The 24,518-nt window shown below is 44.0% G+C and carries 23 protein-coding genes and 2 tRNA genes; 23 read left to right on the forward strand and 2 right to left on the reverse strand.

Features of this window, described 5'->3' with window-relative positions; translation table 11 throughout:
* The first annotated feature begins 578 nt into the window (after positions 1 to 578).
* From sdhC to aroG, 23 genes are all read left to right on the forward strand, one after another.
* A complete protein-coding gene (gene sdhC, locus IQ209_RS03330) occupies positions 579 to 968 on the forward strand; it encodes a succinate dehydrogenase cytochrome b556 subunit (RefSeq protein WP_193848979.1) in 390 nt (129 codons plus the stop codon).
* Positions 962 to 1,309, forward strand: coding sequence for a succinate dehydrogenase membrane anchor subunit (sdhD, locus tag IQ209_RS03335; protein WP_047770308.1), 348 nt, complete (start codon positions 962 to 964; stop codon positions 1,307 to 1,309). Before sdhC ends, sdhD begins: the two co-directional genes overlap by 7 nt.
* Positions 1,310 to 3,076: a succinate dehydrogenase flavoprotein subunit gene (gene sdhA, locus IQ209_RS03340; RefSeq protein WP_193848981.1), complete on the forward strand. Its 1,767-nt coding sequence runs from the start codon at positions 1,310 to 1,312 to the stop codon at positions 3,074 to 3,076.
* A 37-nt stretch (positions 3,077 to 3,113) separates the two neighbouring features.
* A complete protein-coding gene (locus IQ209_RS03345) occupies positions 3,114 to 3,830 on the forward strand; it encodes a succinate dehydrogenase iron-sulfur subunit (RefSeq protein WP_193848983.1) in 717 nt (238 codons plus the stop codon).
* Positions 3,831 to 4,166: 336 nt separating this feature from the next.
* Positions 4,167 to 6,974: a 2-oxoglutarate dehydrogenase E1 component gene (gene sucA, locus IQ209_RS03350; protein ID WP_193848985.1), complete on the forward strand. Its 2,808-nt coding sequence runs from the start codon at positions 4,167 to 4,169 to the stop codon at positions 6,972 to 6,974.
* A gap of 15 nt (positions 6,975 to 6,989) precedes the next feature.
* Positions 6,990 to 8,201: a 2-oxoglutarate dehydrogenase complex dihydrolipoyllysine-residue succinyltransferase gene (gene odhB, locus IQ209_RS03355; RefSeq protein WP_193848987.1), complete on the forward strand. Its 1,212-nt coding sequence runs from the start codon at positions 6,990 to 6,992 to the stop codon at positions 8,199 to 8,201.
* A gap of 158 nt (positions 8,202 to 8,359) precedes the next feature.
* The gene (gene sucC, locus IQ209_RS03360) at positions 8,360 to 9,526 is read left to right on the forward strand and encodes an ADP-forming succinate--CoA ligase subunit beta (protein WP_193848989.1); all 1,167 of its coding nucleotides are present in this window, start codon (positions 8,360 to 8,362) and stop codon (positions 9,524 to 9,526) included.
* On the forward strand, positions 9,526 to 10,395 hold the full coding sequence (gene sucD / locus IQ209_RS03365) for a succinate--CoA ligase subunit alpha (protein WP_193848991.1): 870 nt from the start codon (positions 9,526 to 9,528) through the stop codon (positions 10,393 to 10,395). The genes sucC and sucD overlap by 1 nt, the downstream gene beginning before the upstream one ends.
* A 643-nt stretch (positions 10,396 to 11,038) precedes the next feature.
* Complete coding sequence (gene cydA, locus IQ209_RS03370) at positions 11,039 to 12,610, forward strand: cytochrome ubiquinol oxidase subunit I (protein ID WP_193848993.1); 1,572 nt, start codon at positions 11,039 to 11,041, stop codon at positions 12,608 to 12,610.
* Positions 12,611 to 12,624: 14 nt separating this feature from the next.
* The gene (gene cydB, locus IQ209_RS03375; protein ID WP_193848995.1) at positions 12,625 to 13,764 is read left to right on the forward strand and encodes a cytochrome d ubiquinol oxidase subunit II; all 1,140 of its coding nucleotides are present in this window, start codon (positions 12,625 to 12,627) and stop codon (positions 13,762 to 13,764) included.
* An 11-nt stretch (positions 13,765 to 13,775) separates the two neighbouring features.
* Entirely contained in the window at positions 13,776 to 13,892 is a 117-nt protein-coding gene (gene cydX / locus IQ209_RS03380; protein WP_099131149.1) for a cytochrome bd-I oxidase subunit CydX, read from the forward strand.
* The gene (ybgE, locus tag IQ209_RS03385) at positions 13,892 to 14,179 is read left to right on the forward strand and encodes a cyd operon protein YbgE (protein WP_193848997.1); all 288 of its coding nucleotides are present in this window, start codon (positions 13,892 to 13,894) and stop codon (positions 14,177 to 14,179) included. Before cydX ends, ybgE begins: the two co-directional genes overlap by 1 nt.
* 114 nt (positions 14,180 to 14,293) lie before the next feature.
* Positions 14,294 to 14,698 (forward strand): tol-pal system-associated acyl-CoA thioesterase, encoded by a 405-nt coding sequence (ybgC, locus tag IQ209_RS03390; protein ID WP_099131151.1) that lies wholly within the window; start codon positions 14,294 to 14,296, stop codon positions 14,696 to 14,698.
* Complete coding sequence (tolQ, locus tag IQ209_RS03395) at positions 14,695 to 15,384, forward strand: Tol-Pal system protein TolQ (RefSeq protein ID WP_193849000.1); 690 nt, start codon at positions 14,695 to 14,697, stop codon at positions 15,382 to 15,384. The genes ybgC and tolQ overlap by 4 nt, the downstream gene beginning before the upstream one ends.
* Before the next feature lie 24 nt (positions 15,385 to 15,408).
* The gene (tolR, locus tag IQ209_RS03400; protein WP_099131153.1) at positions 15,409 to 15,840 is read left to right on the forward strand and encodes a colicin uptake protein TolR; all 432 of its coding nucleotides are present in this window, start codon (positions 15,409 to 15,411) and stop codon (positions 15,838 to 15,840) included.
* Between the two features lie 35 nt (positions 15,841 to 15,875).
* Positions 15,876 to 16,913: a cell envelope integrity protein TolA gene (gene tolA, locus IQ209_RS03405; RefSeq protein WP_193849002.1), complete on the forward strand. Its 1,038-nt coding sequence runs from the start codon at positions 15,876 to 15,878 to the stop codon at positions 16,911 to 16,913.
* Between the two features lie 168 nt (positions 16,914 to 17,081).
* On the forward strand, positions 17,082 to 18,389 hold the full coding sequence (gene tolB / locus IQ209_RS03410) for a Tol-Pal system beta propeller repeat protein TolB (protein WP_193849004.1): 1,308 nt from the start codon (positions 17,082 to 17,084) through the stop codon (positions 18,387 to 18,389).
* Between the two features lie 42 nt (positions 18,390 to 18,431).
* Complete coding sequence (gene pal / locus IQ209_RS03415; RefSeq protein ID WP_047770281.1) at positions 18,432 to 18,932, forward strand: peptidoglycan-associated lipoprotein Pal; 501 nt, start codon at positions 18,432 to 18,434, stop codon at positions 18,930 to 18,932.
* A gap of 9 nt (positions 18,933 to 18,941) precedes the next feature.
* On the forward strand, positions 18,942 to 19,718 hold the full coding sequence (gene cpoB / locus IQ209_RS03420) for a cell division protein CpoB (protein WP_193849006.1): 777 nt from the start codon (positions 18,942 to 18,944) through the stop codon (positions 19,716 to 19,718).
* Between the two features lie 156 nt (positions 19,719 to 19,874).
* Positions 19,875 to 19,950 (forward strand) — tRNA-Lys (locus tag IQ209_RS03425).
* A gap of 31 nt (positions 19,951 to 19,981) precedes the next feature.
* Positions 19,982 to 20,057 (forward strand) — tRNA-Lys (locus IQ209_RS03430).
* A gap of 288 nt (positions 20,058 to 20,345) precedes the next feature.
* The gene (pnuC, locus tag IQ209_RS03435; protein ID WP_193849008.1) at positions 20,346 to 21,071 is read left to right on the forward strand and encodes a nicotinamide riboside transporter PnuC; all 726 of its coding nucleotides are present in this window, start codon (positions 20,346 to 20,348) and stop codon (positions 21,069 to 21,071) included.
* A gap of 243 nt (positions 21,072 to 21,314) precedes the next feature.
* Entirely contained in the window at positions 21,315 to 22,373 is a 1,059-nt protein-coding gene (gene aroG, locus IQ209_RS03440; RefSeq protein ID WP_193849009.1) for a 3-deoxy-7-phosphoheptulonate synthase AroG, read from the forward strand.
* Between the two features lie 72 nt (positions 22,374 to 22,445).
* On the opposite strand, the gene gpmA is transcribed toward aroG, so the two are convergent.
* Together gpmA and IQ209_RS03450 are read right to left on the reverse strand one after the other, a co-directional pair.
* Positions 22,446 to 23,198: a 2,3-diphosphoglycerate-dependent phosphoglycerate mutase gene (gpmA, locus tag IQ209_RS03445; RefSeq protein WP_074018398.1), complete on the reverse strand. Its 753-nt coding sequence runs from the start codon at positions 23,196 to 23,198 to the stop codon at positions 22,446 to 22,448.
* A gap of 229 nt (positions 23,199 to 23,427) precedes the next feature.
* Positions 23,428 to 24,267, reverse strand: a complete 840-nt coding sequence (locus IQ209_RS03450; protein ID WP_193849010.1) for a CPBP family intramembrane glutamic endopeptidase — start codon at positions 24,265 to 24,267, stop codon at positions 23,428 to 23,430.
* Positions 24,268 to 24,518 lie beyond the last annotated feature (251 nt).

Below are 24,518 nucleotides of genomic sequence, written 5' to 3' on the forward strand. Positions count from 1 at the left end.
TAGGCGCAATTTATACTGTGCCGAAGGCATTGTGCTACCGGAGAGAATTTAAAATCAGGCTGGTATCACATTTAACGCTGAAATCTCATTACGGATGACAATGGTTTTCAGGTTGTTAAAAAGTTTTTGGAAGTTATGTTTAAAGTATTATTGACATAAAATGTTATCATTTTGTGCTTATATGATACTTTTGCATAACTTTTATTTTTCGTTAAGATTAATTTTTCATCATAAAATGATGGCAAATAATATATAACGACATATATGTAAGATAAATGTTTAATCTTTGTCAAATGAGATTGTTAATTTTATGAAAAATGTTTGAAGCGTGATCTTTCTCACTGTTCAAGCTAAATGTTAATAATCATATTGTGTGGCAATTGTAATAACAATGTGAAGTACTTATACTTCTGGGAGGTCTCCGGATTATCCTGATGTAGGAGCACCCAGCGTAACCAAATCACAACTTTTGATGAACAGTAGGGATTGTTTAAGTTAATTATGTTGTGTCTTTGTATCCTCTTCGCGCTGTCTGATTTCCGCCCAGGACCGGAGGATGGAAAATAAAAAAAAGCTTTGTGGGCAAAATTGTGAAAAAACAAAGACCTGTCAACCTTGATCTGCGGACGATTAACCAACCCGTCTCCGCGATAGCATCGATCTTGCACCGTATCTCAGGCATCATCACCTTTATCGCAGTTGGCATTCTACTGTGGTTATTGGGGATGTCTCTATCTTCGCAAGAGGGCTTCCTGCAAGCATCTGAAATCATGACTGGCTTCTTCGCCAAATTTATCCTGTGGGGGATATTGACGGCGCTGGCTTACCACATCTGTGGAGGTATTCGCCATGTGTTGATGGATTTTGGTTTCCTGGAAGAAAATCTCGCTACCGGTAGTGCATCTGCCAAAGTAGCAATAGCAATCGCGGTTATTCTGTCTATTCTGGCTGGGGTATTATTATGGTAAGCAACGCATCCGCTTTGGGTCGTACAGGTATTCAGGATTGGCTGCTATTGCGCGCATCCGCAATTATTATTGTCTTGTACGTTCTCTATCTCGTCGGTTTTGTCGCAACAACGTCGGATATTACCTACGAAGTCTGGCGGGGTTTCTTTTCTTCATCCCTCACTAAAGTATTCACCGTGTTGACGCTGCTTTCCATTCTGGTTCATGCGTGGATTGGAATGTGGCAGGTATTGACAGATTATGTCAAACCGCTCGCATTGCGTCTGGTTTTGCAACTGGTGATTATCGTTGCGCTGTTAACTTATTTGATTTACGGAACAATTGTGGTGTGGGGTGCATAAATGAAACTGCCAGTAAGAGAGTTTGACGCTGTTGTTATTGGTGCGGGTGGCGCAGGTATGCGTGCTGCACTGCAAATTTCACAAATGGGTTTATCCTGTGCTTTGATTTCCAAGGTGTTCCCAACTCGCTCCCATACTGTATCAGCACAGGGTGGGATCACTGTTGCTTTGGGCAATTCCCATGATGATAACTGGGAATGGCACATGTATGATACGGTGAAAGGTTCCGATTATATTGGTGACCAGGATGCTATCGAATATATGTGTAAGACTGGCCCAGAAGCTATTTTGGAACTGGAACACATGGGGCTGCCATTCTCCCGCTTGGATAATGGCCGTATTTACCAACGTCCATTTGGTGGGCAATCCAGAAATTTTGGTGGTGAGCAGGCTGCTCGTACTGCCGCTGCTGCTGACCGAACTGGTCATGCTCTATTACATACTCTGTATCAGCAGAATTTAAAAAACCACACGACCATCTTCTCCGAATGGTACTCGTTGGATCTGGTTAAGAATCAGGATGGCGCAATTGTCGGTTGTACCGCAATTTGTATCGAAACCGGTGAAGTGGTCTATTTCAAAGCTAAGGCGACTATTCTGGCAACCGGTGGTGCTGGCCGTATCTTCCAATCCACAACTAATGCGCATATCAATACCGGTGATGGTGTGGGGATGGCATTGCGTGCAGGTGTTCCTGTTCAGGATATGGAAATGTGGCAATTCCACCCAACGGGTATTGCTGGCGCGGGTGTTTTGGTTACAGAAGGCTGTCGTGGTGAAGGTGGTTACCTACTGAATAAAGATGGTGAACGCTTTATGGAACGTTATGCGCCAAATGCCAAAGACCTTGCTGGTCGTGATGTGGTTGCACGTTCTATGATGATCGAAATCCGTGAAGGCCGCGGCTGCGAAGGCCCATGGGGTCCGCACGTCAAACTGAAACTGGATCATTTGGGTAAAGAAGTATTGGAATCCCGCCTGCCAGGTATCCTTGAATTATCCCGTACTTTCGCCCACGTCGATCCAGTAAAAGAGCCGATCCCTGTTATCCCAACCTGTCATTATATGATGGGAGGTATTCCAACTAAGATTACGGGTCAGGCGCTGACAGTCAATGAAAAAGGCGAAGATGTGGTGATCCCTGGGCTGTTTGCTGTGGGTGAAATTGCTTGTGTATCTGTTCACGGCGCGAACCGTCTGGGCGGTAATTCACTGCTTGATCTGGTGGTATTTGGTCGCTCCGCAGGCTTGCATTTGAAAGAGTGTTTGATGGAACAAGGCACTAGCCGTGATGCCAGCGAATCTGATGTCGATGCAGCACTTCAACGTTTGAACCGTTGGAATAACACCCGTTCAGGTGAAGATCCAGTGGAAATCCGCAAAGCATTGCAAGCTTGTATGCAGCATAATTTCTCGGTATTCCGTGAAGGTGATGCGATGGCAAGAGGATTGGAAGAGCTGAAAGTGATCCGCGAACGCCTAAAAAATGCTCGTCTGGATGATACTTCATCGGAATTCAATACCCAACGCATCGAATGTTTGGAATTGGATAACCTGATGGAAACAGCCTATTCAACTGCGGTTGCTGCGAACTTCCGTACAGAAAGTCGTGGTGCCCATAGCCGCTTTGACTATCCAGAGCGTGATGATGCTAACTGGCTGTGCCATAGCCTGTACTTACCGCAAACTGAGAGCATGACTCGCCGTGAAGTGAATATGCAGCCAACGCTGCGTGAAGCTTTTCCGCCGAAAGTGCGTTCTTACTAATTGTATTGCTGATGTTCCAGTTGCGGAGAAATAGATTATGAAACTTGAATTTTCAATTTATCGTTATAATCCAGATGTCGATGATGTACCTCGTATGCAGGATTACACGCTGGAAGCAGAGGAAGGGCGTGACATGATGTTGCTGGATGCGCTCATCCAGCTAAAAGAACAAGATCCAACTTTGTCATTCCGCCGCTCTTGTCGTGAGGGTGTTTGTGGCTCTGATGGCGTGAATATGAACGGTAAAAACGGTTTGGCATGTATTACATCCATTTCAGCGTTGCGTCGTGGCAATAAGAAAATTGTTATTCGTCCATTGCCTGGTCTGCCTGTGGTTCGTGATCTGGTTGTTGATATGAGTCAGTTCTACACGCAATATGAGAAAATCCGCCCTTATCTGATTAATGATGGTAAAAATCCACCCGCGCGTGAGCACCTGCAATCACCAGTACAGCGTGAAAAGCTGGATGGTTTGTATGAATGTATCTTATGTGCCTGTTGCTCAACGTCTTGCCCATCATTCTGGTGGAATCCGGATAAATTTATCGGTCCAGCCGGTCTTTTAGCGGCATACCGTTTCCTGATTGATAGCCGTGATACTGAAACAAGTTCGCGATTGGATAATCTGAATGATGCATTCAGTGTCTTCCGTTGCCACGGAATTATGAATTGCGTCAACGTATGTCCTAAAGGATTGAATCCGACAAAAGCGATTGGTCATATTAAATCGATGTTGCTGAAACATAGCGCATAGCAAAATAAAAAATTTGTGCATAAATAACACATAAATAGTGTGTAAATAGTGCATATAATGTTGCCCTCCACAATTTTGAAATAAATATCAAATCAGTGGAGGGCATTAAAGAATGAAAAATGATAAATTGCCTACTGCTAAAGACGAAATATGTTTCTAAATAAAGGGATCTTTAAAAACTGATATTCGGTTTTTAAAGGTTCCTTGAAGGGTAGGAAAACCCAAAGAAGAACATGCATTAAGCACGTCCAAATGAACCTTTTATCAACACCGCTAATTAAGCGGTATTTGTTAACCACGGCGAAAACTAAAGCTTTTAAAGCTTAAGGGCTCACAATGCAGAACGGCGCAATGAAGGACTGGCTGGACTCAAGCTTTCTGGCTGGTGCAAACCAGTCTTACATAGAGCAAATCTATGAAGACTATATAACTGATCCTAATTCTGTTGATGCAAGTTGGAGAGAAATTTTCCAACAATTACCTGATGCAGGACTTAGCGGCGAACAACTTCACTCACAGACACGCGATTATTTCCGTCGTCTGGCAAAGGATGCCACGCGTTACCTCACTTCAGTCAGCGATCCAGCAATGGATGCAAAACAAGTCAAAGTTTTGCAGCTCATCAATGCATTCCGCTTCCGCGGACACCAACATGCAAACCTTGATCCATTGGGATTATGGAAACAGGAACCTGTACCCGATCTTGATCCTAGTTTCCATAATTTAACAAAAGCGGATTTTGAAGAAACGTTTAATGTAGGCTCTTTTGCTATTGGCAAAGAGACGATGAAATTGGCTGATCTGTATGACGCGCTGAAACGCATTTATTGCGGTTCAATTGGTGCGGAATATATGCACATCACCAATACGGAAGAAAAACGTTGGATCCAGCAGCGTCTGGAATCAGTGACAGTAAGTTCACAGTTTAGTGCAGAAGAAAAGCGTCGTTTCCTGAAAGAATTAACATCAGCGGAAGGTTTGGAACGCTATTTAGGTGCCAAGTTCCCAGGGGCGAAGCGTTTCTCCCTGGAAGGTGGCGACGCACTTATCCCTATGTTAAAAGAATTGATCCGTCATGCAGGTAAACAAAATACCCGCGAGGTGGTATTAGGAATGGCTCATCGTGGCCGTCTCAACGTTCTGGTCAATCTCTTGGGTAAAAAACCGATTGATCTGTTTGACGAGTTTGCGGGTAAACATAAAGAGCATCTGGGTACAGGCGACGTAAAATATCATCAAGGTTTTTCTTCTGATTTTGAAACCGAAGGGGGTTTGGTGCATTTGGCATTGGCCTTTAACCCCTCTCACCTTGAGATTGTCAGCCCTGTTGTTATCGGCTCTGTACGTGCTCGCCGTGATCGCCTTGATGAAGGTCGCAGCAACATGGTTCTGCCTGTGACTATCCACGGTGATGCCGCAGTCACAGGGCAGGGGATTGTTCAGGAAACGTTGAACATGTCTCAGGCTCGTGGTTATGAAGTTGGCGGTACTGTTCGTATCGTAGTGAACAACCAGATTGGCTTCACCACTTCTAACCCGAAAGATGCTCGTTCAACACAATATTGTACTGATATTGTGAAAATGGTTCAGGCGCCAATTTTTCACGTTAATGCAGATGATCCGGAAGCGGTTGCATTCGTCACACGTTTGGCGCTTGACTTCCGTAATACCTTCAAGCGTGACGTCATGATCGATCTGGTCTGTTATCGTCGCCACGGTCATAACGAAGCTGATGAGCCAAGTGCAACTCAGCCACTGATGTACCAGCAAATCAAAAAACAACCAACTGCACGTAAAATCTATGCAGATAAGCTGGTAACGGAAGGTTTGCTGGAAGCCAATGACGTTACTGAGATGGTGAACCTGTACCGTGATGCACTGGATCATGGTGAATGCGTTGTCGATGAATGGCACCCAATGGGGTTGCACTCATTCACATGGGAACCCTACCTGAACCACGAATGGGATGAAGAGTATCCACATAAGATGGATATGAAACGTCTGCAAGATCTTGGCAAAAGCATCAGTACTGTTCCTGCCGAAGTGGCAATGCACTCACGTGTTGCGAAAATTTATGGCGACCGTGCAGAAATGGCGAATGGCAATAAATTGTTTGACTGGGGTGCTGCGGAAACACTGGCTTACGCGACTTTGGTTGATGAAGGTATTCCTGTCCGTATCTCTGGTGAAGATGCGGGACGTGGTACTTTCTTCCACCGTCATGCCGTTATTCATAACCAAAACAATGCTTCTGTTTATGTGCCTTTGGCGAATATCCACAATGGACAGGGTGTATTTAATGTATGGGATTCTGTCCTTTCAGAAGAAGCTGTACTGGCATTTGAATACGGTTATGCAACAACTGAACCTCGTGTCCTGACGATTTGGGAAGCCCAATTTGGTGACTTTGCCAACGTGGCTCAGGTTGTGATTGACCAATTTATCAGCTCTGGCGAACAGAAATGGGGCCGTATGTGTGGCCTGGTTATGCTGCTGCCACATGGCTATGAAGGGCAGGGACCAGAGCATTCATCGGCACGTCTGGAGCGTTATCTGCAACTGTGTGCTGAGCAAAACATGCAGGTTTGCGTACCATCGACTCCAGCTCAGGTTTATCACATGCTGCGTCGTCAGGCTCTGCGTGGTATGCGCCGTCCGCTTATCGTCATGTCACCGAAATCACTACTGCGTCATCCATTGGCGGTGTCTACTCTGGATGAATTGGCGTACGGCAAATTTGAACCAGTGATTGGTGAAATTGACACCTTGGAGCCAAAAGGCGTTAAACGCGTTGTGCTTTGTTCCGGTAAAGTTTATTACGATCTGCTGGAACAGCGTCGTAAGAACGAACAGACTGACGTTGCTATTGTGCGTATTGAACAGCTGTATCCATTCCCACGCCAGCATCTGCAAGCTGAGCTTGAGCAGTATGCCCATGTTCATGACTTCGTCTGGTGTCAGGAAGAGCCACTGAACCAAGGGGCTTGGTATTGCAGTCAACATAATTTCCGTGAAGCGATCCCATTTGGGGCTTCTTTACGTTATGCAGGTCGTCCGGCATCTGCTTCCCCAGCTGTGGGATATACGTCTGTTCACCAGCAGCAACAGCAAGCACTGGTTAATGACGCACTGAACGTTGAATAAATTTAAGGATAGAAAATGAGTAGCGTAGAAATTCTGGTCCCAGACCTTCCTGAATCTGTTGCAGATGCCACTGTGGCAACGTGGCATAAAAAACCAGGTGACACCATAGAGCGTGATGAAGTGCTGGTTGAAATTGAAACGGATAAAGTTGTTTTGGAAGTACCAGCAAGTGAAGCCGGTGTTTTGGAATCCATTTTAGAAGAAGAGGGTGCCACTGTTCTGTCCAAACAACTGTTAGGTCGTATCCGTTTAGGTGACAGCACGGGTATACCTGCCGAAGTAAAAGCTAAAACAGAGGCAACGCCAGCACAGCGTCAGACTGCGTCTTTGGAAGAAGAAAGCAACGATGCACTAAGCCCTGCTGTTCGTCGTCTGATTGCAGAGCATGATTTAGATCCTGCTGCCATTAAAGGCAGTGGTGTTGGTGGCCGCATTGTTCGTGAAGATATCGAAAAATATGTCGCTGCGAATAAAAAAGTGAGTGGTAAGCCTGCTGCATCTGCTGAACAGCCATCCTTATTGCCACACCGCAGTGAAAAACGTGTCCCAATGACGCGTCTGCGTAAGCGTGTTGCAGAACGTTTGCTTGAAGCGAAGAACAATACGGCAATGTTGACGACTTTCAATGAAGTCAACATGAAGCCAATTCAGGAATTGCGCAAGCAGTATGGCGATGCATTTGAAAAACGTCATGGTGTACGTCTGGGCTTTATGTCTTTCTATGTGAAAGCGGTTGTTGAAGCGTTGAAACGCTATCCAGAAGTGAACGCTTCCATTGATGGAACGGATGTGGTTTACCACAACTATTTTGATATCAGTATTGCTGTATCTACACCACGTGGTCTGGTTACACCTGTATTGCGTGATGCAGATGCATTGGGCATGTCTGACATTGAAAAAAGCATCAAAGAGCTGGCTATCAAAGGCCGCGACGGTAAACTGACTGTTGAAGAACTCACTGGAGGTAATTTCACCATTACCAACGGCGGTGTTTTCGGCTCTCTAATGTCCACCCCGATCATTAACCCGCCACAAAGCGCGATCCTTGGCATGCATGCTATTAAAGATCGCCCAATGGCTGTAAATGGTCAGGTTGAGATCCTTCCGATGATGTACCTGGCACTGTCCTATGACCACCGTCTGATTGACGGTCGTGAATCAGTCGGCTTCCTGGTGACCATCAAAGAAATGCTGGAAGATCCAACACGTTTGTTGCTGGATGTATAGCATCACTATCGGCGGAGAGTGTGAATTCCGCCAAGTCTGAAGTAATACGACGTTGATGTAAAAATATATGCAGGCCAGCCCCTTGGGGCTGGTCATATCCAGAGCAACAAAATAGAAGGTAATTTACCTTTCTTAAATTAAATTATGGATAGAACATCATGAATTTACACGAGTATCAGGCAAAACAACTTTTTGCACGGTATGGTTTACCAGCACCTGCTGGCTATGCTTGTACCACACCGCGCGAAGCAGAAGAAGCAGCATCCAAGATTGGTTCAGGCCCTTGGGTCGTTAAATGTCAGGTTCATGCAGGTGGCCGCGGTAAGGCTGGTGGCGTAAAAGTCGTCAACAGTAAAGAAGATATCCGCACTTTTGCTGAACTATGGCTGGGTAAACGACTGGTAACTTACCAGACAGATGCACAGGGGCAACCTGTCCATCAGATCTTGGTGGAAGGGGCAACCGATATTGCCAAGGAGCTGTATCTCGGGGCTGTTGTTGACCGCGGTACACGTCGTGTAGTGTTCATGGCCTCTACTGAAGGTGGCGTCGAAATAGAAAAAGTGGCGGAAGAAACGCCTGAACTCATTCATAAAGCCATTATCGACCCACTCTCTGGCCCTATGCCGTATCAAGGCCGTGAATTGGCATTTAAACTTGGTCTGACTGGTAAGCAAGTTGGTCAATTCACCAAGATTTTCTTGGGCTTGGCTAACCTGTTCTTAGAGCGTGATTTGGCATTGGTCGAAATCAACCCTCTGGTGATCACAATGCAAGGTGATTTGGTTTGTTTGGATGGAAAATTGAGTGCTGATGGTAATGCGATGTTCCGTCAGGCTGAATTGCGTGAAATGCACGATCCTTCACAGGAAGATCCACGTGAAGCTCAGGCCGCACAATGGGAACTGAACTATGTTGCGCTGGATGGCAACATTGGTTGTATGGTGAATGGTGCAGGTCTGGCAATGGGAACGATGGACATTGTCAAACTGCACGGTGGTGCACCGGCCAACTTCCTTGATGTCGGTGGTGGAGCAACAAAAGAGCGTGTTACCGAAGCATTCAAAATTATCTTGTCAGATGAAAACGTTAAGGCTGTTTTGGTGAATATCTTTGGTGGTATCGTTCGCTGTGACTTGATTGCTGACGGTATTATTGGTGCGGTGGAAGAAGTGGGTGTTAACGTACCGGTAGTCGTTCGTCTGGAAGGAAACAATGCTGAGCTGGGTGCTAAGAAACTGGCGGATAGCGGCTTGAACATCATTGCAGCTACCAGTTTGACAGACGCAGCTAAACAGGCAGTAGCAGCAGCGGGGAATAAATAATGTCTATCTTAATCGATAAAAACACCAAAGTGATTTGTCAGGGTTTTACTGGTAGCCAAGGTACTTTTCACTCCGAACAGGCGATAGCTTACGGTACTCAAATGGTGGGTGGCGTCACACCGGGTAAAGGTGGCACTGAGCATTTAGGATTACCTGTATTCAACACCGTACGTGAAGCCGTTGAAGCAACGGGGGCAACCGCTTCTGTTATCTACGTTCCGGCACCATTCTGTAAAGATTCTATTCTGGAAGCGATTGATGCAGGCATTAAACTGATCATCACTATTACAGAAGGCATCCCAACACTCGATATGTTGACCGTAAAGGAAAAACTGGATCAGGCAGGTGTTCGTATGATTGGTCCTAACTGTCCGGGTGTCATTACTCCTGACGAGTGTAAGATCGGTATTATGCCTGGTCATATTCACAAGTCAGGTAAAGTGGGCATTGTTTCCCGTTCAGGCACACTGACTTATGAAGCGGTTAAACAGACCACAGATGCTGGGTTAGGGCAATCTACCTGTGTTGGTATCGGTGGTGATCCAATCCCAGGTTCAAACTTTATTGATATTCTGCAACTGTTCCAGGAAGATCCACAGACAGAAGCAATTGTCATGATTGGTGAAATTGGTGGTACAGCCGAAGAAGAAGCTGCGGCTTATATCAAAGAACATGTGACTAAGCCAGTTGTTGCTTATATTGCGGGTGTGACTGCCCCCAAAGGTAAGCGCATGGGCCATGCCGGAGCGATTATCGCAGGTGGTAAAGGAACAGCAGATGAGAAATTTGCTGCACTGGAAGCCGCGGGCGTGAAGACTGTCCGTAGCCTTGCAGACATTGGTGATGCTGTAAAAGCGTTATTGGCATAAAGATCACAAAATAAACTCTTTTTATAGAAAAAGGCTGCCTTTGGGTGGCCTTTTATTTTAATTTATAATATTAACAGTAGGTTAGTCATTTATAAGATCAGTTTTTTTTCAATTTAATTGAACTTGATTTTAGTAAAACCTATTTATTTGATTAATAAAATAGGAAATATCGGGAAAATATATTTTTTAAAGAATGAAAACGAAAAGTTAATTTTCTAACGCGTTTTACAGCAAAAAATAAATTACGAATCATTGCAAATAACAACTTATTAACACTAAGTAAACCATAATGAAATAATAACTGTAACGCTTAACAAAATAAGGAAAAAATTGACTAAAATCAATTTATTACTCTGGATTGTATTCGCTAAACTTGATTAAATTGATCTAGTATATATAGGTATTAACCTGAGAATGTATAGTATTGTTGACCTATATTCAGAATTCTAAGCTGAGTCACGTAAAAGCTATTTATTGTATGTGAATATAGGCGTAATATTATTGTGGTATCTATTGAATTTTTGATTTTGTAATAATTCATTGTTGTGTTTGAGGCATTTATTGCTGGTAGTTACGAGACTTTCGTTTTACGAAGTCGGGTTGCCGCAAGTCGGTGTCTTCCTGCTAGGAGCAAGGAGTCAAGATGTTTGATATTGTCGAACTGTCACGATTACAGTTTGCCTTAACTGCCATGTACCATTTTCTGTTCGTCCCATTAACGCTCGGTATGGCGTTTTTGCTTGCGATCATGGAAACGGTATATGTCCTTTCTGGCAAACAAATCTATAAAGATATGACAAAATTCTGGGGTAAGTTATTTGGTATTAACTTTGCCTTGGGTGTCGCAACGGGCTTGACCATGGAGTTCCAGTTCGGAACCAACTGGTCATATTTCTCACATTATGTTGGTGATATTTTCGGTGCGCCTCTGGCCATCGAAGGTCTGATGGCATTCTTCCTCGAATCCACATTCGTTGGTCTGTTTTTCTTTGGGTGGGATCGGCTGAGTAAGAAACAACACTTGGCGGTTACCTGGCTGGTTGCATTAGGCTCTAACTTCTCTGCATTGTGGATACTGATTGCGAATGGTTGGATGCAAAACCCGATTGCGTCTGACTTTAACTTCGAAACTATGCGAATGGAAATGGTGAGCTTCAGTGAACTGGTACTTAATCCAGTTGCACAAGTGAAATTTGTTCACACTGTTGCAGCCGGTTATGTTACTGGTGCCATTTTTGTGTTGGGCATCAGCTCCTACTATCTGCTTAAAGGGCGTGATTTGGCGTTTGCTAAACGTTCTTTTGCGATTGCAGCAAGTTTTGGTATGGCTGCGGTACTGTCTGTCATCGTTCTGGGTGATGAATCTGGATATGAAATGGGGGACGTGCAGAAAACCAAATTGGCAGCAATCGAAGCAGAGTGGGAAACTCAACCACCACCAGCTTCATTCACGCTGATTAGTCTTCCTGATCAGGACAAAATGGAAAATAAATATTCCATTCAAATTCCTTACGTTTTAGGTTTGATTGCTACCCGCTCTACAGATACACCTGTCGTTGGTCTGCGTGATTTGATGAGCCAGCATGAGCAGCGTATCCGTAATGGCATCAAGGCTTATGAATTACTGGAAGAACTGCGTGCAGGTAATGTTGATCCAAGTGTTCGCAGTGCATTCAATGAAAGTAAGAAAGATCTTGGCTATGGTATGCTCGTGAAGCGTTATACCCAAAACGTAACTGATGCGACAGAAGAGCAAATTAAAGCCGCAGCGAAAGACTCTATCCCGCGTGTAGCACCGCTCTACTTTGCATTCCGTATCATGGTTGCTGCTGGCTTTATTATGTTGGTGGTTATCGGTCTGTCGTTCCTGAGTGTTCTCCGTAACCGTATCGGTCAACATAAGTGGCTGTTACGTGCTGCTTTGTTCAGTATTCCATTGCCATGGATTGCCGTTGAGGCTGGTTGGTTTGTCGCAGAATATGGCCGCCAGCCATGGGCGATTGGTGAAGTGTTACCAACGGCTGTCGCGTCTTCAACACGCAGTGTCGGCGATCTGATTTTCTCAATGGTGCTGATTTGTGGTCTGTACACGTTGTTCTTGATCGCAGAGATGTTCTTGATGTTCAAATTTGCCCGTCTTGGCCCAAGTAGCCTCAAGACTGGACGTTACCATTTTGAACAAAAAACCGCTGCTTCAGCGAATAATATTGAGTAAGCAGGAGTCCACTTATGCTTGATTATGATGTATTACGATTTATATGGTGGCTGCTGATTGGTGTGTTACTGATCGGTTTCACGGTGACTGATGGTTTCGACATGGGAGTGGGTATCCTGCTGCGGATCATTGGTAAAAATGATACCGAACGCCGCATCATGATTAACTCAGTTGCCCCGCACTGGGATGGTAACCAGGTTTGGTTAATTACCGCTGGTGGTGCCCTGTTTGCCGCATGGCCGATGGTATATGCCGCCGCTTTTTCTGGCTTTTATGTGGCAATGATTCTGGTCTTGGCTGCACTGTTTTTCCGTCCGGTTGGCTTCGATTACCGTTCAAAACTGGAAAGCAGCAAATGGCGTAATATGTGGGATTGGGGGCTGTTTATCGGTAGCTTCGTACCGGCATTGGTTATCGGGGTGGCATTTGGTAACTTGCTGCAAGGCGTACCGCTGGCGGTAGATTCTTACCTGCGTGTCTCCTATGAAGGTTCATTCTTTGGATTGCTGAACCCTTATGGGTTGCTGGCTGGGGTGATTAGCCTGATGATGATTGTGACGCAGGGTGCAACTTATCTGCAAATGCGTACAACAGGCGAATTGCACTTGCGCTCCCGTACTGCAACCCATGTTTGTGCAGCGATAACAGCAATTGCATTCCTGTTGGCAGGAATATGGTTGATTTATGGCATTGATGGCTATGTTGTAACAGGAGGCCTGGATGTTAATGCGGCATCCAATCCGTTACATAAAGAAGTCATCCAGCAGGCAGGCGCATGGCTGACCAACTTCAACAACTATCCGGTTCTGTGGGCTATACCTGTGTTGGGCGTATTGCTTCCTCTGCTGACTATGCTGGCTACCTGGATGGATAAAGGTGCCTGGGCATTCTTGTTCTCATCACTGACAGTAGCTTGTATTATCCTGACTTCAGGTATTGCTATGTTCCCGTTCGTGATGCCATCAAGCATTGATCCGAATGTTAGTCTGACTATGTGGGATGCGACCTCCAGTCAGTGGACGTTGCAAATTATGTTCGTTGTTGCACTTATCTTCGTTCCTATCGTGTTGTCTTACACCATTTGGTGTTATTACAAAACCTTCGGGCGTTTGGATAAGAACTACATTGATAACAACAAACACTCACTGTACTAAGGAGCATAGTCATGTGGTATTTTGCTTGGATTCTCGGAACGCTCCTGGCTTGTAGCTTTGCGGTTATTGCTGCTTTGGCACTTGAGCATAGCGAATCACAGAACGCTTCTGAGAGTGACAAAAAATAATGTTGGTTGATAAATGCTACCAACTTATGGATAAGAGCCTATTGAGGGCTCTTATCCTCATTATCGCCTTAACACTTGCTGCATGTGTGTTTTGGGACCCTGCCCGTTTTGCCGCCAGTACCAGTTCACTACACATATGGCAAGGTATTTTATTGATCTGGGCAGTGTGTTCTGGTGTTACTTTTGGTGTTGGTTTTCATCCTAAGCGTATTATTTGGCGATTATTTTTTCATCCGTTACCTGCATTTTTTATTCTTCTTTTTGGCTTATATCATTTCTTTAAGTAAACTAATTGTAATTTTATAGGCCTACGGCCTATAAATTTTTTTTACTGACAGGTCATTCCAAAGCGCTATTGTCTTAAGTATAGTGACAGCGTCAATTCGCCTAATTAGGATTATATGAGTAATATGTTATTCCGTTGGCCTATCCGTGTTTACTACGAAGACACAGATGCTAGTGGTGTGGTTTATCACGCTCGGTATTTGGGTTTTTACGAAAGAGCTCGTACAGAGATGTTGCGGGAAAGAGGTTTCCACCAACAGTCTATGCTAGATGAACAAGTTGGCTTTGTTGTTAGTCGCATGACGATTGACTACCGGAAACCAGCAAAACTGGATGACCAACTGGTTGTTGAAAGCGAAGTTACGAATATCCGTGGTGCTTCTTTGACATTTATTCAACGAATTGTTGATTGTAATGGCGTCGTTGTCAGCAGCGCAGAATGCCTGGTTGTCTACGTGAATTCATCTCAAATGAAGCCGATTGCGCTTCCAAAGTCTATTGTCGCGGAGTTTAAGCAGTGACTGACATGAACATCCTTGATTTATTTCTTAAGGCAGGTTTCTTAGTGCAGCTGATCATGCTGATTTTGATTGGCTTCTCTATCGTCTCTTGGGCAATCATTATTCAACGAACAAAAATCCTGAATGCCGCCAGCCGTGAGGCAGAAGCATTTGAAGATAAATTTTGGTCTGGTATTGAATTATCTCGCCTTTATAAAGAAAGTCAGTCACGCCGTGATTCGTTAAGTGGTACTGAGCAGATATTCCATTCCGGGTTTAAAGAATTTGCTCGTTTACACCAGGCAAATAACCACGTTCCAGAAGCTGTTATCACAGGGGCTTCCCGTGCCATGCGTATTTCACTAAATCGTGAATTGGAAGTATTGGAAAATCATATTCCATTTCTGGGTACGGTAGGTTCTATCAGCCCTTATATTGGTTTGTTTGGTACGGTTTGGGGGATCATGCATGCCTTTATTGCATTGGGAGCGGTCAAACAAGCAACCCTGCAAATGGTTGCGCCTGGTATTGCTGAAGCTTTGATTGCAACAGCTATCGGCTTGTTTGCGGCAATTCCTGCGGTGATGGCCTATAACCGCCTGAACCAGCGGGTTAACAAACTAGAACAAGTTTACGATAATTTTATGGAAGAATTCCTGGCTATCCTGCATCGTCAGGCTTTTGCTTCCAATACTAATAAGTCGTAATAAATCGTAAGGGGAAATCAGCGAATGGCGCGCACTCGTAGTCGCAGACGTGAGCTAAAATCCGAGATCAATATCGTCCCCTTGCTGGACGTGTTGCTGGTATTACTGCTTATTTTCATGGCAACAGCACCGATTATCACGCAAAGTGTGGAAGTTGATTTACCTGATTCGGTGGATTCAAAGACAGTTTCCAGCACTGATAATCCGCCGGTCATTGTGGAAGTTTCTGGGGTAGGGCAGTACAGCATGATTGTTAATCAGGAGCGCTTGGAATTGTTACCTGAACAGCAAATCGTTGCAGAAGCTCAAACCGTGATGAAAGCCAATCCGAAAACGATTTTCTTGATTGGTGGCTCTAAGGAAGTTCCTTATGATGAAATTATCAAAGCGTTGAATATGCTTCGTCAGGCAGGTGTTAAATCGGTGGGTTTAATGACTCAGCCTATCGGCGCCTGACCGTGGCTGTCACTTAAAGTTTCTGGATGTCGAGCGTGGGAAAGACAAGCGAGCAAAATAATAGGCTGAATCGCGCTATTATCATTTCGGTAATATTGCACATTATCCTGATCGGATTTCTGATTTGGGGTTCTTGGGTGCAAAAAACAGAAATGGGGGGCGGTGGACAAAGTGGTACTGTCATTGATGCTGTTATGGTTGATCCGAATGCGGTCGTTCAGCAATATAACCAGCAGCAACAGCAACAGGCCAATGCAAAGTTAGCTGAACAACAGCGGAAGAAAAAAGCTGAGCAACAGGCAGCTGAACTGCGTGCAAAGCAGGCAGAAGAACAGGAACGCTTGAAAGCGGCTGAAGAAGAGCGAATTAAAGCATTGCAGGAAGCTGAAACACAGAAAAAACAGTCTGAGGCTGCTGCCGCTAAAGCACGAGAAGAGCAGGAGCAGGCAGAAGAAGCGGCGGCAAAAGCACTGGCAGAAAAAGAACGAATTCTAAAAGAGCAAGCTGAAGCCCGACAGAAAGCGGAAGCCCAGGCGAAGAAAGAAGCGGAAGAGGCGGCAAAACGTAAAGCGGCGGCTGAGGCAAAAGCTAAAGCGGAAGCCGAAGCTAAGGCCAAGGCAGAGGCAGAAGAAAAAGCTAAGGCTAAGGCAGAAGCAGAGGCTAAAGCAAAAGCCAAGACAGAAGCAGCAAAGCAAGCTCAAACGGTTAATGATCTGTTAGGTGGATTAACGTCTAATACACCTAAACAAGGGGGAGCGGCTGCGGCAGGAAAAGGTGGCGGTAAGAAAAGCGGTCTTTCTCAACAAGATATTAATAGTTATCTGGGGAAAGTTCAGGCTGCAATAGAGAGTAAATTTTACGATTCGAACCTGTATATTGGTCGTACTTGTGATTTAAATATTAAGCTGGCACCAGATGGATTACTGATTGATATCAAGGCAGGAGCGGGTGATCCGGCGTTATGTCGAGCTGCAATTACCGCCGCTAATTTGGCAAAAAAAATGCCGCCTCCACCAAGCAAAGAGGTTTATGAATATTTTAAGAATTTCACGCTAGAATTTAAACCGCAGTAAGTTAAATGTTTGGTAGATAATCGTTATGCTCTAAGCGAACTTTCGAATAATTTATATGTACAAACAAAATTATTAGATTTTATTTAGGTATCTAGTTTTGTTTGTTGGCGTTTGTTAGAATCCGGCGGATTATTGCGGCAGATAAAAGATCGCGATAAGGGAGAGATGATGAAGCAAACTTTTAAACAGATGTTTAAAGTCATGTTGGGCTTTCTGATGATGTGGGCAGCACTTGCTCATGCAGAGGTTCGCATTGAGATTACACAGGGTGTTGATTCTGCCCGTCCTATTGGGGTTGTCCCATTTAAATGGACTGGGGCAGGCGAATCACCTGAAAATATTGGTTCAATTATTGCTGCGGATTTGAGAAATAGTGGGAAATTTAATCCGATTGATTCTGCTCGTATGCCGCAACAACCGACTACTGCATCAGAGGTAACGCCTGCGGCATGGACTGCGTTAGGGATCGATTCAGTCGTTGTTGGACATATTCAACCCAGTGCAGATGGTAAATTCCTGGTTTCTTATCAGCTTGTTGACGTTGCTGGTGCGCCAGGAACGGTCTTGGCACAAGAACAATTCACAGTTGAAAAGAAATGGTTACGTTTCGCTGCACACACAGCCAGTAATCAGGTATTTGAAAAACTGACAGGTATTAGAGGTGCATTTACTACCCGTATAGCTTATGTCGTTAAAAATAACAGTGCGGGTAAGAATCGAGATGAGCTGCGTGTTTCTGATTATGATGGGTATAATCAATTTACCGTACATAGCTCACCGGAGCCATTGATGTCACCAGCCTGGTCGCCAGATGCTTCCAAACTTGCCTATGTTACATTTGAAGGTGGTCGCTCTACGCTGATTATTCAAACACTGGCAACAGGTGCTGTCCGTCAGGTAGCTTCGTTCCCTCGCCATAACGGAGCCCCCGCATTTTCTCCAGATGGAACTAAACTTGCTTTTGCATTATCTAAAACCGGTAGTTTGAATCTTTATGTGATGGATTTAGCGTCTGGCCAAATCCGTCAGATTACCGATGGCCGCAGTAATAATACTGAGCCAAGCTGGATGCCGGATAACCAGACACTGGTCTATACCTCAGATCAGGGTGGGCGTCCACAATTATATAAAATCGATATTAATGGCGGTGCTCCACAACGCCTAACTTGGGAAGGACCACAAAACCAAGATGCAGATGTTAGCCCTGACGGTAGTTTTATTGTGATGGTTAGCTCAGCGAGTGGCAGTCAGCATATCGCCAAACAGGATCTGGCAACGGGATCTGTCCAAGTCTTGACAGATACGTTTCTGGATGAAACGCCGAGCATCGCACCTAATGGCACTATGGTGATTTATAGCTCCACTCAAGGGTGGGGAACTGTATTGCAGCTAGTTTCGACTGATGGGCGTTTCAAAGCGCGTCTTCCGGCTACCGATGGACAGGTAAAATTCCCTGCCTGGTCGCCGTATCTGTGATGCATAATAATATGTATGGCAAACTATAAAAGGATCAAAGAGATGCAACTGAACAAAGTGCTAAAAGGGCTGATGTTAGCTTTACCAATCATGGCCGTAGCAGCGTGTAGTTCTAACAAAACTGGCAATAATGATCAGTCTGGTGTAAGCACTGTTGATAATTCTTCTAAGACTCTGTCTGCTGAAGAATTAGCACGTCAGCAGATGCAAGAGCTGCAAAACAACAACATCGTATACTTTGGTTTCGATAAGTACGATATCAACAGTGAATTTGCTCAGATGTTGGATGCACACGCTGCCTTCCTGCGCACTAACCCATCTGTTAAAGTGACTATCGAAGGTCACGCAGACGAGCGTGGTACTCCAGAGTACAACATTGCTCTGGGTGAGCGCCGTGCGAACGCAGTGAAAATGTATCTGCAAGGCAAAGGCGTTTCCGCTGATCAGCTTGCTATCGTTTCTTACGGTAAAGAAAAACCAGCTGTACTTGGCCATGACGAAGCAGCCTATGCGAAAAACCGTCGCGCTGTGATCGTATACTAAGAGTAATGCATGAACAGTAACTTCAGACGTTATATGTTGGGTCTGTCGTTATTGGTTGGCGTAGCGGCTCCTTGGGCCGCTACCGCCCGAGCGCCAATCAGTAATGTCGGCTCAGGCTCCACCGATGAGCGCCTCTCCCAATTAGAGCGTATTTCTGACGCTCACAGTCAATTATTGACCCAGCTTCAGCAACAGCTTTCTGATTCTCAACGTGATATCGATACACTCCGTGGTCAAATTCAGGAAAACCAGTATCAATTAAATCAGATCATTGAACGTCAAAAAGATCTTTATCTGCAATTGGATAAAATCACCAATCCATCCAGTGCAGAGAGTTCAGAGCCAGAAAATCGTAATGCGGCACCTTCGGCACAAGCTGAAAATAACAAATCTGCTGTGTCGGCAAGTACAGGAAGTGAAAAAGGTGATTACGATGCCGCTGTTTCTTTGGCTATCAATACCAAAGAATATGATAAAGCGATTGCAGCATTTCAAAATTTTGTCAAAACCTATCCCAAGTCTAAGTATTTGTCGAATGCCAATTATTGGTTAGGGCAGTTGAATTACAACAAAGGCAAGAAAGACGATGCGGCTTATTATTTTGCCACTGTCGTAAAAGACTATCCCAAGGCACAAAAAAGCAGTGATTCCCTGTATAAAGTTGGTTTAATCATGCAGGAAAAGGGGCAAAAGGATAAAGCGAAAGCGGTTTATCAGCAGGTGGTTAAGCAATATCCTGGTACTAATGCAGCCAAAATGGCCGGGAAAAAGCTTTCCGGGATATAATAATTATCCCCGAAAGGTCAGATATCGGTCTTTTGGGGAATAACTGACTGCTTAATAAGCATTTAAACAAGTTTTCTAAAATAAACGTTGCGTCATGCTGAGAAATCAGTAATATATGCCGCCGTTGGCAAGGATAACTGCCAAACAGATTTAGATGGGTCGTTAGCTCAGTCGGTAGAGCAGTTGACTTTTAATCAATTGGTCGCAGGTTCGAATCCTGCACGACCCACCATCTAAACTCTCACCTCAAGTACTCCTTAGATGGGTCGTTAGCTCAGTCGGTAGAGCAGTTGACTTTTAATCAATTGGTCGCAGGTTCGAATCCTGCACGACCCACCATCTAGATTCTTAACTCAAACACCCTTTAGATAAGTCGTTAACTCAGTCAGTAGAACAGCTGAATTTTAATCAATTGATCGCAGCAGATAACTTAATAAGTTGATTACTGGCTTCACATTTTTTCCTTATCGTTTTTAACTCTTTAAAATAATTAAAGACTTTTTTTCTTAAATTCGCTATCTTGTTTAGTATGTAAAACAACAAAGAGTAAAATAGCCTAGTTATCTCGTAATTTCATGTTTTTTGTATTGATATACTAAACATTATTTATGGTAAGGATAAGAAAGTATGGATTTTTTCAACATTGATAACATATTAGTGCATATTCCACTAGGAACGGGCGGCTATAACCTTTCATATATTGAAGCAATTGGTACGATAGCAGGGCTGTTATGTATTTGGCTCGCTAGCCAGGAGAAAATCATTAATTACCTGTTTGGATTAATTAATGTCTCACTATTCGCTGTCATCTTCTTTCAAATTCAACTCTACGCTAGCCTCATTTTGCAAATCTTTTTCTTCGCGGCCAATATCTATGGTTGGTATGCATGGAGCCGGGTAAATGAGCAAAAACAAATAGAACTCAAAATTCGGTGGCTCAATCCTAAACAGATGGCTATTGTTGCCGCGGTTTCCATTTTTGCCATATTGATTATGACATTTAATATCGATCAAATATTTGGTTATATGGCAAAAGTGGTGGTGCTCGCCCTACAGGGAATTGGCTTTAATATCATCATACCTGATTTACAGCCTGATGCTTTCCCATTCTGGGATTCAGTGATGACAGTATTATCCATCGTGGCAATGATACTGATGACGCGTAAGCATATAGAGAATTGGCTGATTTGGGTCATCATCGATGTTATCAGTGTCGTGATTTATTACTATCAAGGCGTTTTGGCGATGTCGCTGCAATATATTATTTTGACGGGTATTGCATTGAATGGTGCTCGCCTGTGGATCAAGGCAGCGAAACCAGCGGATAACAACCAAACAGAAAATGTAAATTAAACGTGATCATCGGCCATAGATAATTAACGTTCTATGGCCCGTTATTTGATATTTTCCTACAAAACATTCTTTTCTTATTTGTCTATTTATTTGAATTAACATCATTTTTACTCTCAATAGCATTTTTCATAAAAAAGTATTCTATTTTTACTCACAAAGATTATTTACAGAACAACGCCTAACAGTTAGATTGAGATCACAAAATTATTTTAAATAACTGTAAACGTATTAGGTGAAAGGATAATGAATTACCAGAATGACGATATAAGAATAAGAAAAATAACAGAATTATTACCACCAGTTGCATTACTCGAAAAATTTCCGGCCACAGAAGATAGTGCTATTACTGTTCGTAAGGCACGTGAATCTATTCATAATATTTTAATTGGTGAAGATGATCGTCTATTGGTAGTGATTGGTCCATGTTCAATTCATGATCCACAAGCGGCGTTAGAATATGCAGAGCGCTTGAATAAATTACGTGAAGAATTGAAAGCCGATTTGGAAATTATCATGCGGGTTTACTTTGAAAAGCCCCGCACGACTATCGGCTGGAAAGGGTTGATTAACGATCCAAGCATGGATTGCAGTTTTAATATCAATGGCGGATTACGTACTGCCCGTAAGTTGTTGCTCGATATTAATAATATGGGGTTACCTGCGGCAGGTGAATTCCTGGATATGATTACTCCCCAGTATTTAGCAGATCTTATGAGCTGGGGGGCAATAGGGGCACGTACAACGGAATCTCAAATTCATCGCGAGTTGGCATCGGGGTTGTCCTGTCCGGTTGGTTTCAAAAATGGCACAGATGGAACGATCAAAGTCGCTATTGATGCGATTAATTCAGCGAGTTCATCGCACTGTTTTTTGTCTGTCACGAAATGGGGTCACTCCGCGATTGTTAGTACAATAGGCAACCAGGATTGCCATATTATTCTGCGTGGTGGCAAAGAGCCTAATTACAGTGCTGAACATGTCAGTGCCGTTAAAGAAGGGTTAAAAAAAGCGGGATTAGCTCCCAGCGTGATGATTGATTTCAGCCATGCAAATAGCGCTAAGCAGTTCAAAAGACAAATGGATGTCGGTGTTGATGTCTGCGGTCAGATTGCGGGTGGTGAAAATGCGATCATGGGTGTTATGGTTGAAAGTCATCTGGTTGAAGGAAACCAAAGCCTGGAGAGTGATAAGCCTTTGGTTTATGGTCAAAGTGTGACCGACGGTTGTATTGGTTGGGAAGATACAGAAACGTTACTGTGTCAGTTGTCTCAGGCCGTTCAGAGCCGCAGACGCAGAAGCTAATTTATCGCAAAAATGCCATAAAAAGCCGGAAATCAATCCGGCTTTTAACATTCTTTTTATGCGATTTGAGGGTTACTTCGCCTTACCCTGATTTGCAACTGCCGCCGCTTTTGCCGCAATTTCATCAGCGTTGCCCAGATAGTAGTGTTTGATAGGCTTCATGTTCTCATCAAACTCATAAACCAGTGGTACAGCGGTTGGGATATTCAGCTCAAGAATTTCTTCTTCACTCATATTATCCAGATACTTCACCAATGCACGTAGGGAGTTACCGTGAGCGGCGATAATGACTTTTTCACCTTTTTCTACGCGTGGCTTGATAACTTCTTCCCAATAAGGAATAACACGTTCAATAGTCGTAGCAAGGCTTTCAGTGACGGGGAGTTCTTCTGGTTTCAGGCTGGCGTAACGAGGATCATGGCCTGGGTAACGTTCATCATCTTTGGTCAAATCAGGAGGGGTAATAGCGAAGCCCCGACGCCATAATTTAACTTGATCATCGCCGTATTTGGCTGCGGTTTCTGCTTTATCCAGACCTTGCAATGCGCCGTAGTGACGTTCATTCAGTTTCCAGCTTTTCTCAACTGGCAGCCATTGCTGATCAACCTGATCCAGAATGTTCCACAAAGTGTGAATAGCACGTTTTAGGACGGAAGTGTAGGCGAAATCAAAAGTAAAACCTTCTTCTTTCAGTAGTTGACCCGCTTGTTGTGCTTCAGAGCGGCCTTTGTCGGACAATTCAACGTCAGTCCAGCCAGTAAAACGGTTCTCTTTGTTCCACTCGCTTTCTCCGTGCCTTACAAGAACCAGTTTAGTTACAGCCATAGCTTAAACTCCTATCAGTACTTTTTAATACAAAATGAAAAGATCGCTGAGGGCATTATATGGCGCGACAGGCTAAAACGGCAAACAATAGTCTCGTATCTCCTGTTTTAAATCATATTTGGTGATAATTACGGCGATTATATATCTTGAAGGAAGGGGATAGCGGGGAGTTTATGATCTGAACTGTCCCCGAATAGAGGAAGACAATTCAGATGAAATGGAATTCAGTTTAGTGCATGACTACTGATTTTATTGGGTAGGTGAAAAATAGCAGGTGCATCAAATTGAGTGAAAAATGGAAAGCAACAGCCACCCATAAACGCCCACTCCACAACCAGGTCAGGCCATAAATTAACCCAGCCAGCGTAGCAAAAATCACCAGCAAACCACCGCCAGCAAAATGGGCAGCGCCAAACAGCAGGGAGGTAATGACAAGGGCTAAGTAAGGATTCATCCATTGACTGAGCTTCTGCTGAATATAGCCACGAAACAGGGCTTCTTCAGCCAATGAGACAAAGAAAAGATTAGCAATAACAAAGGCAGGGAACCAATTAGGTAGATGGAGTTCAACGGACAATCCACCTAATACGGTTGCAAGCCATAATAATGCTGGAATAGCTGCGATCAATAATGCCCATCCATGAGCAGGCGCATTAGCCAAAGGTTTTCTGGTGAACAGAGTAGGCATACAGAATATCAGGATAAATGGCAGTAGCGCCTTGTCAAAGTTGAAATACATTGAAAAAGGTGTGCTGAGCGGGCCTGCCTGCACTTTATCCAGATACTTGAGATTATGGAATCCTGGAATGTAATGCACAAACAGTAAAATACCACCAATGAGCAATAACAGTTCTGTAACGATTTTGGGGACAAAAAGTTTTTTGCTGTTTTTTTGGCAATAAATATATGCCATGCCTAAAAGAGTTATCACTGTCAGCGTGATTATAGCAGGATAGGTAAGTACGTTAGTGCTGATCCCAGCAATGATAGCGAAGAGCGCGACGAAAAAAGCAATTTTCTGACGACTCTCTAAAAGAGCCAGTGCAATGGCAAGTAATGCCCAAGCCATATAATTCCCTATTATCTTTAAAAAAACCAATAAAATAGTCTAAAAATGGACGGTGATTTTATAGTAATGGTTAAAAAATTCAAAAATAATAATAAAAAATATCAGAAAAATATGACTTGATTTTATCCGATGCGCCGTAAAACTCCGTCCTTCAAGGTGGGAAGGATGTCAATAAAGAGTGATTAAACAGAACGATAACAGCAACCCCTCTCCATCAAGAGAGGGATCATAGTCATGCACCGAGCGAAAAA

The organism is Xenorhabdus sp. BG5, assembly GCF_015163665.1.
GTDB lineage: Bacteria > Pseudomonadota > Gammaproteobacteria > Enterobacterales > Enterobacteriaceae > Xenorhabdus.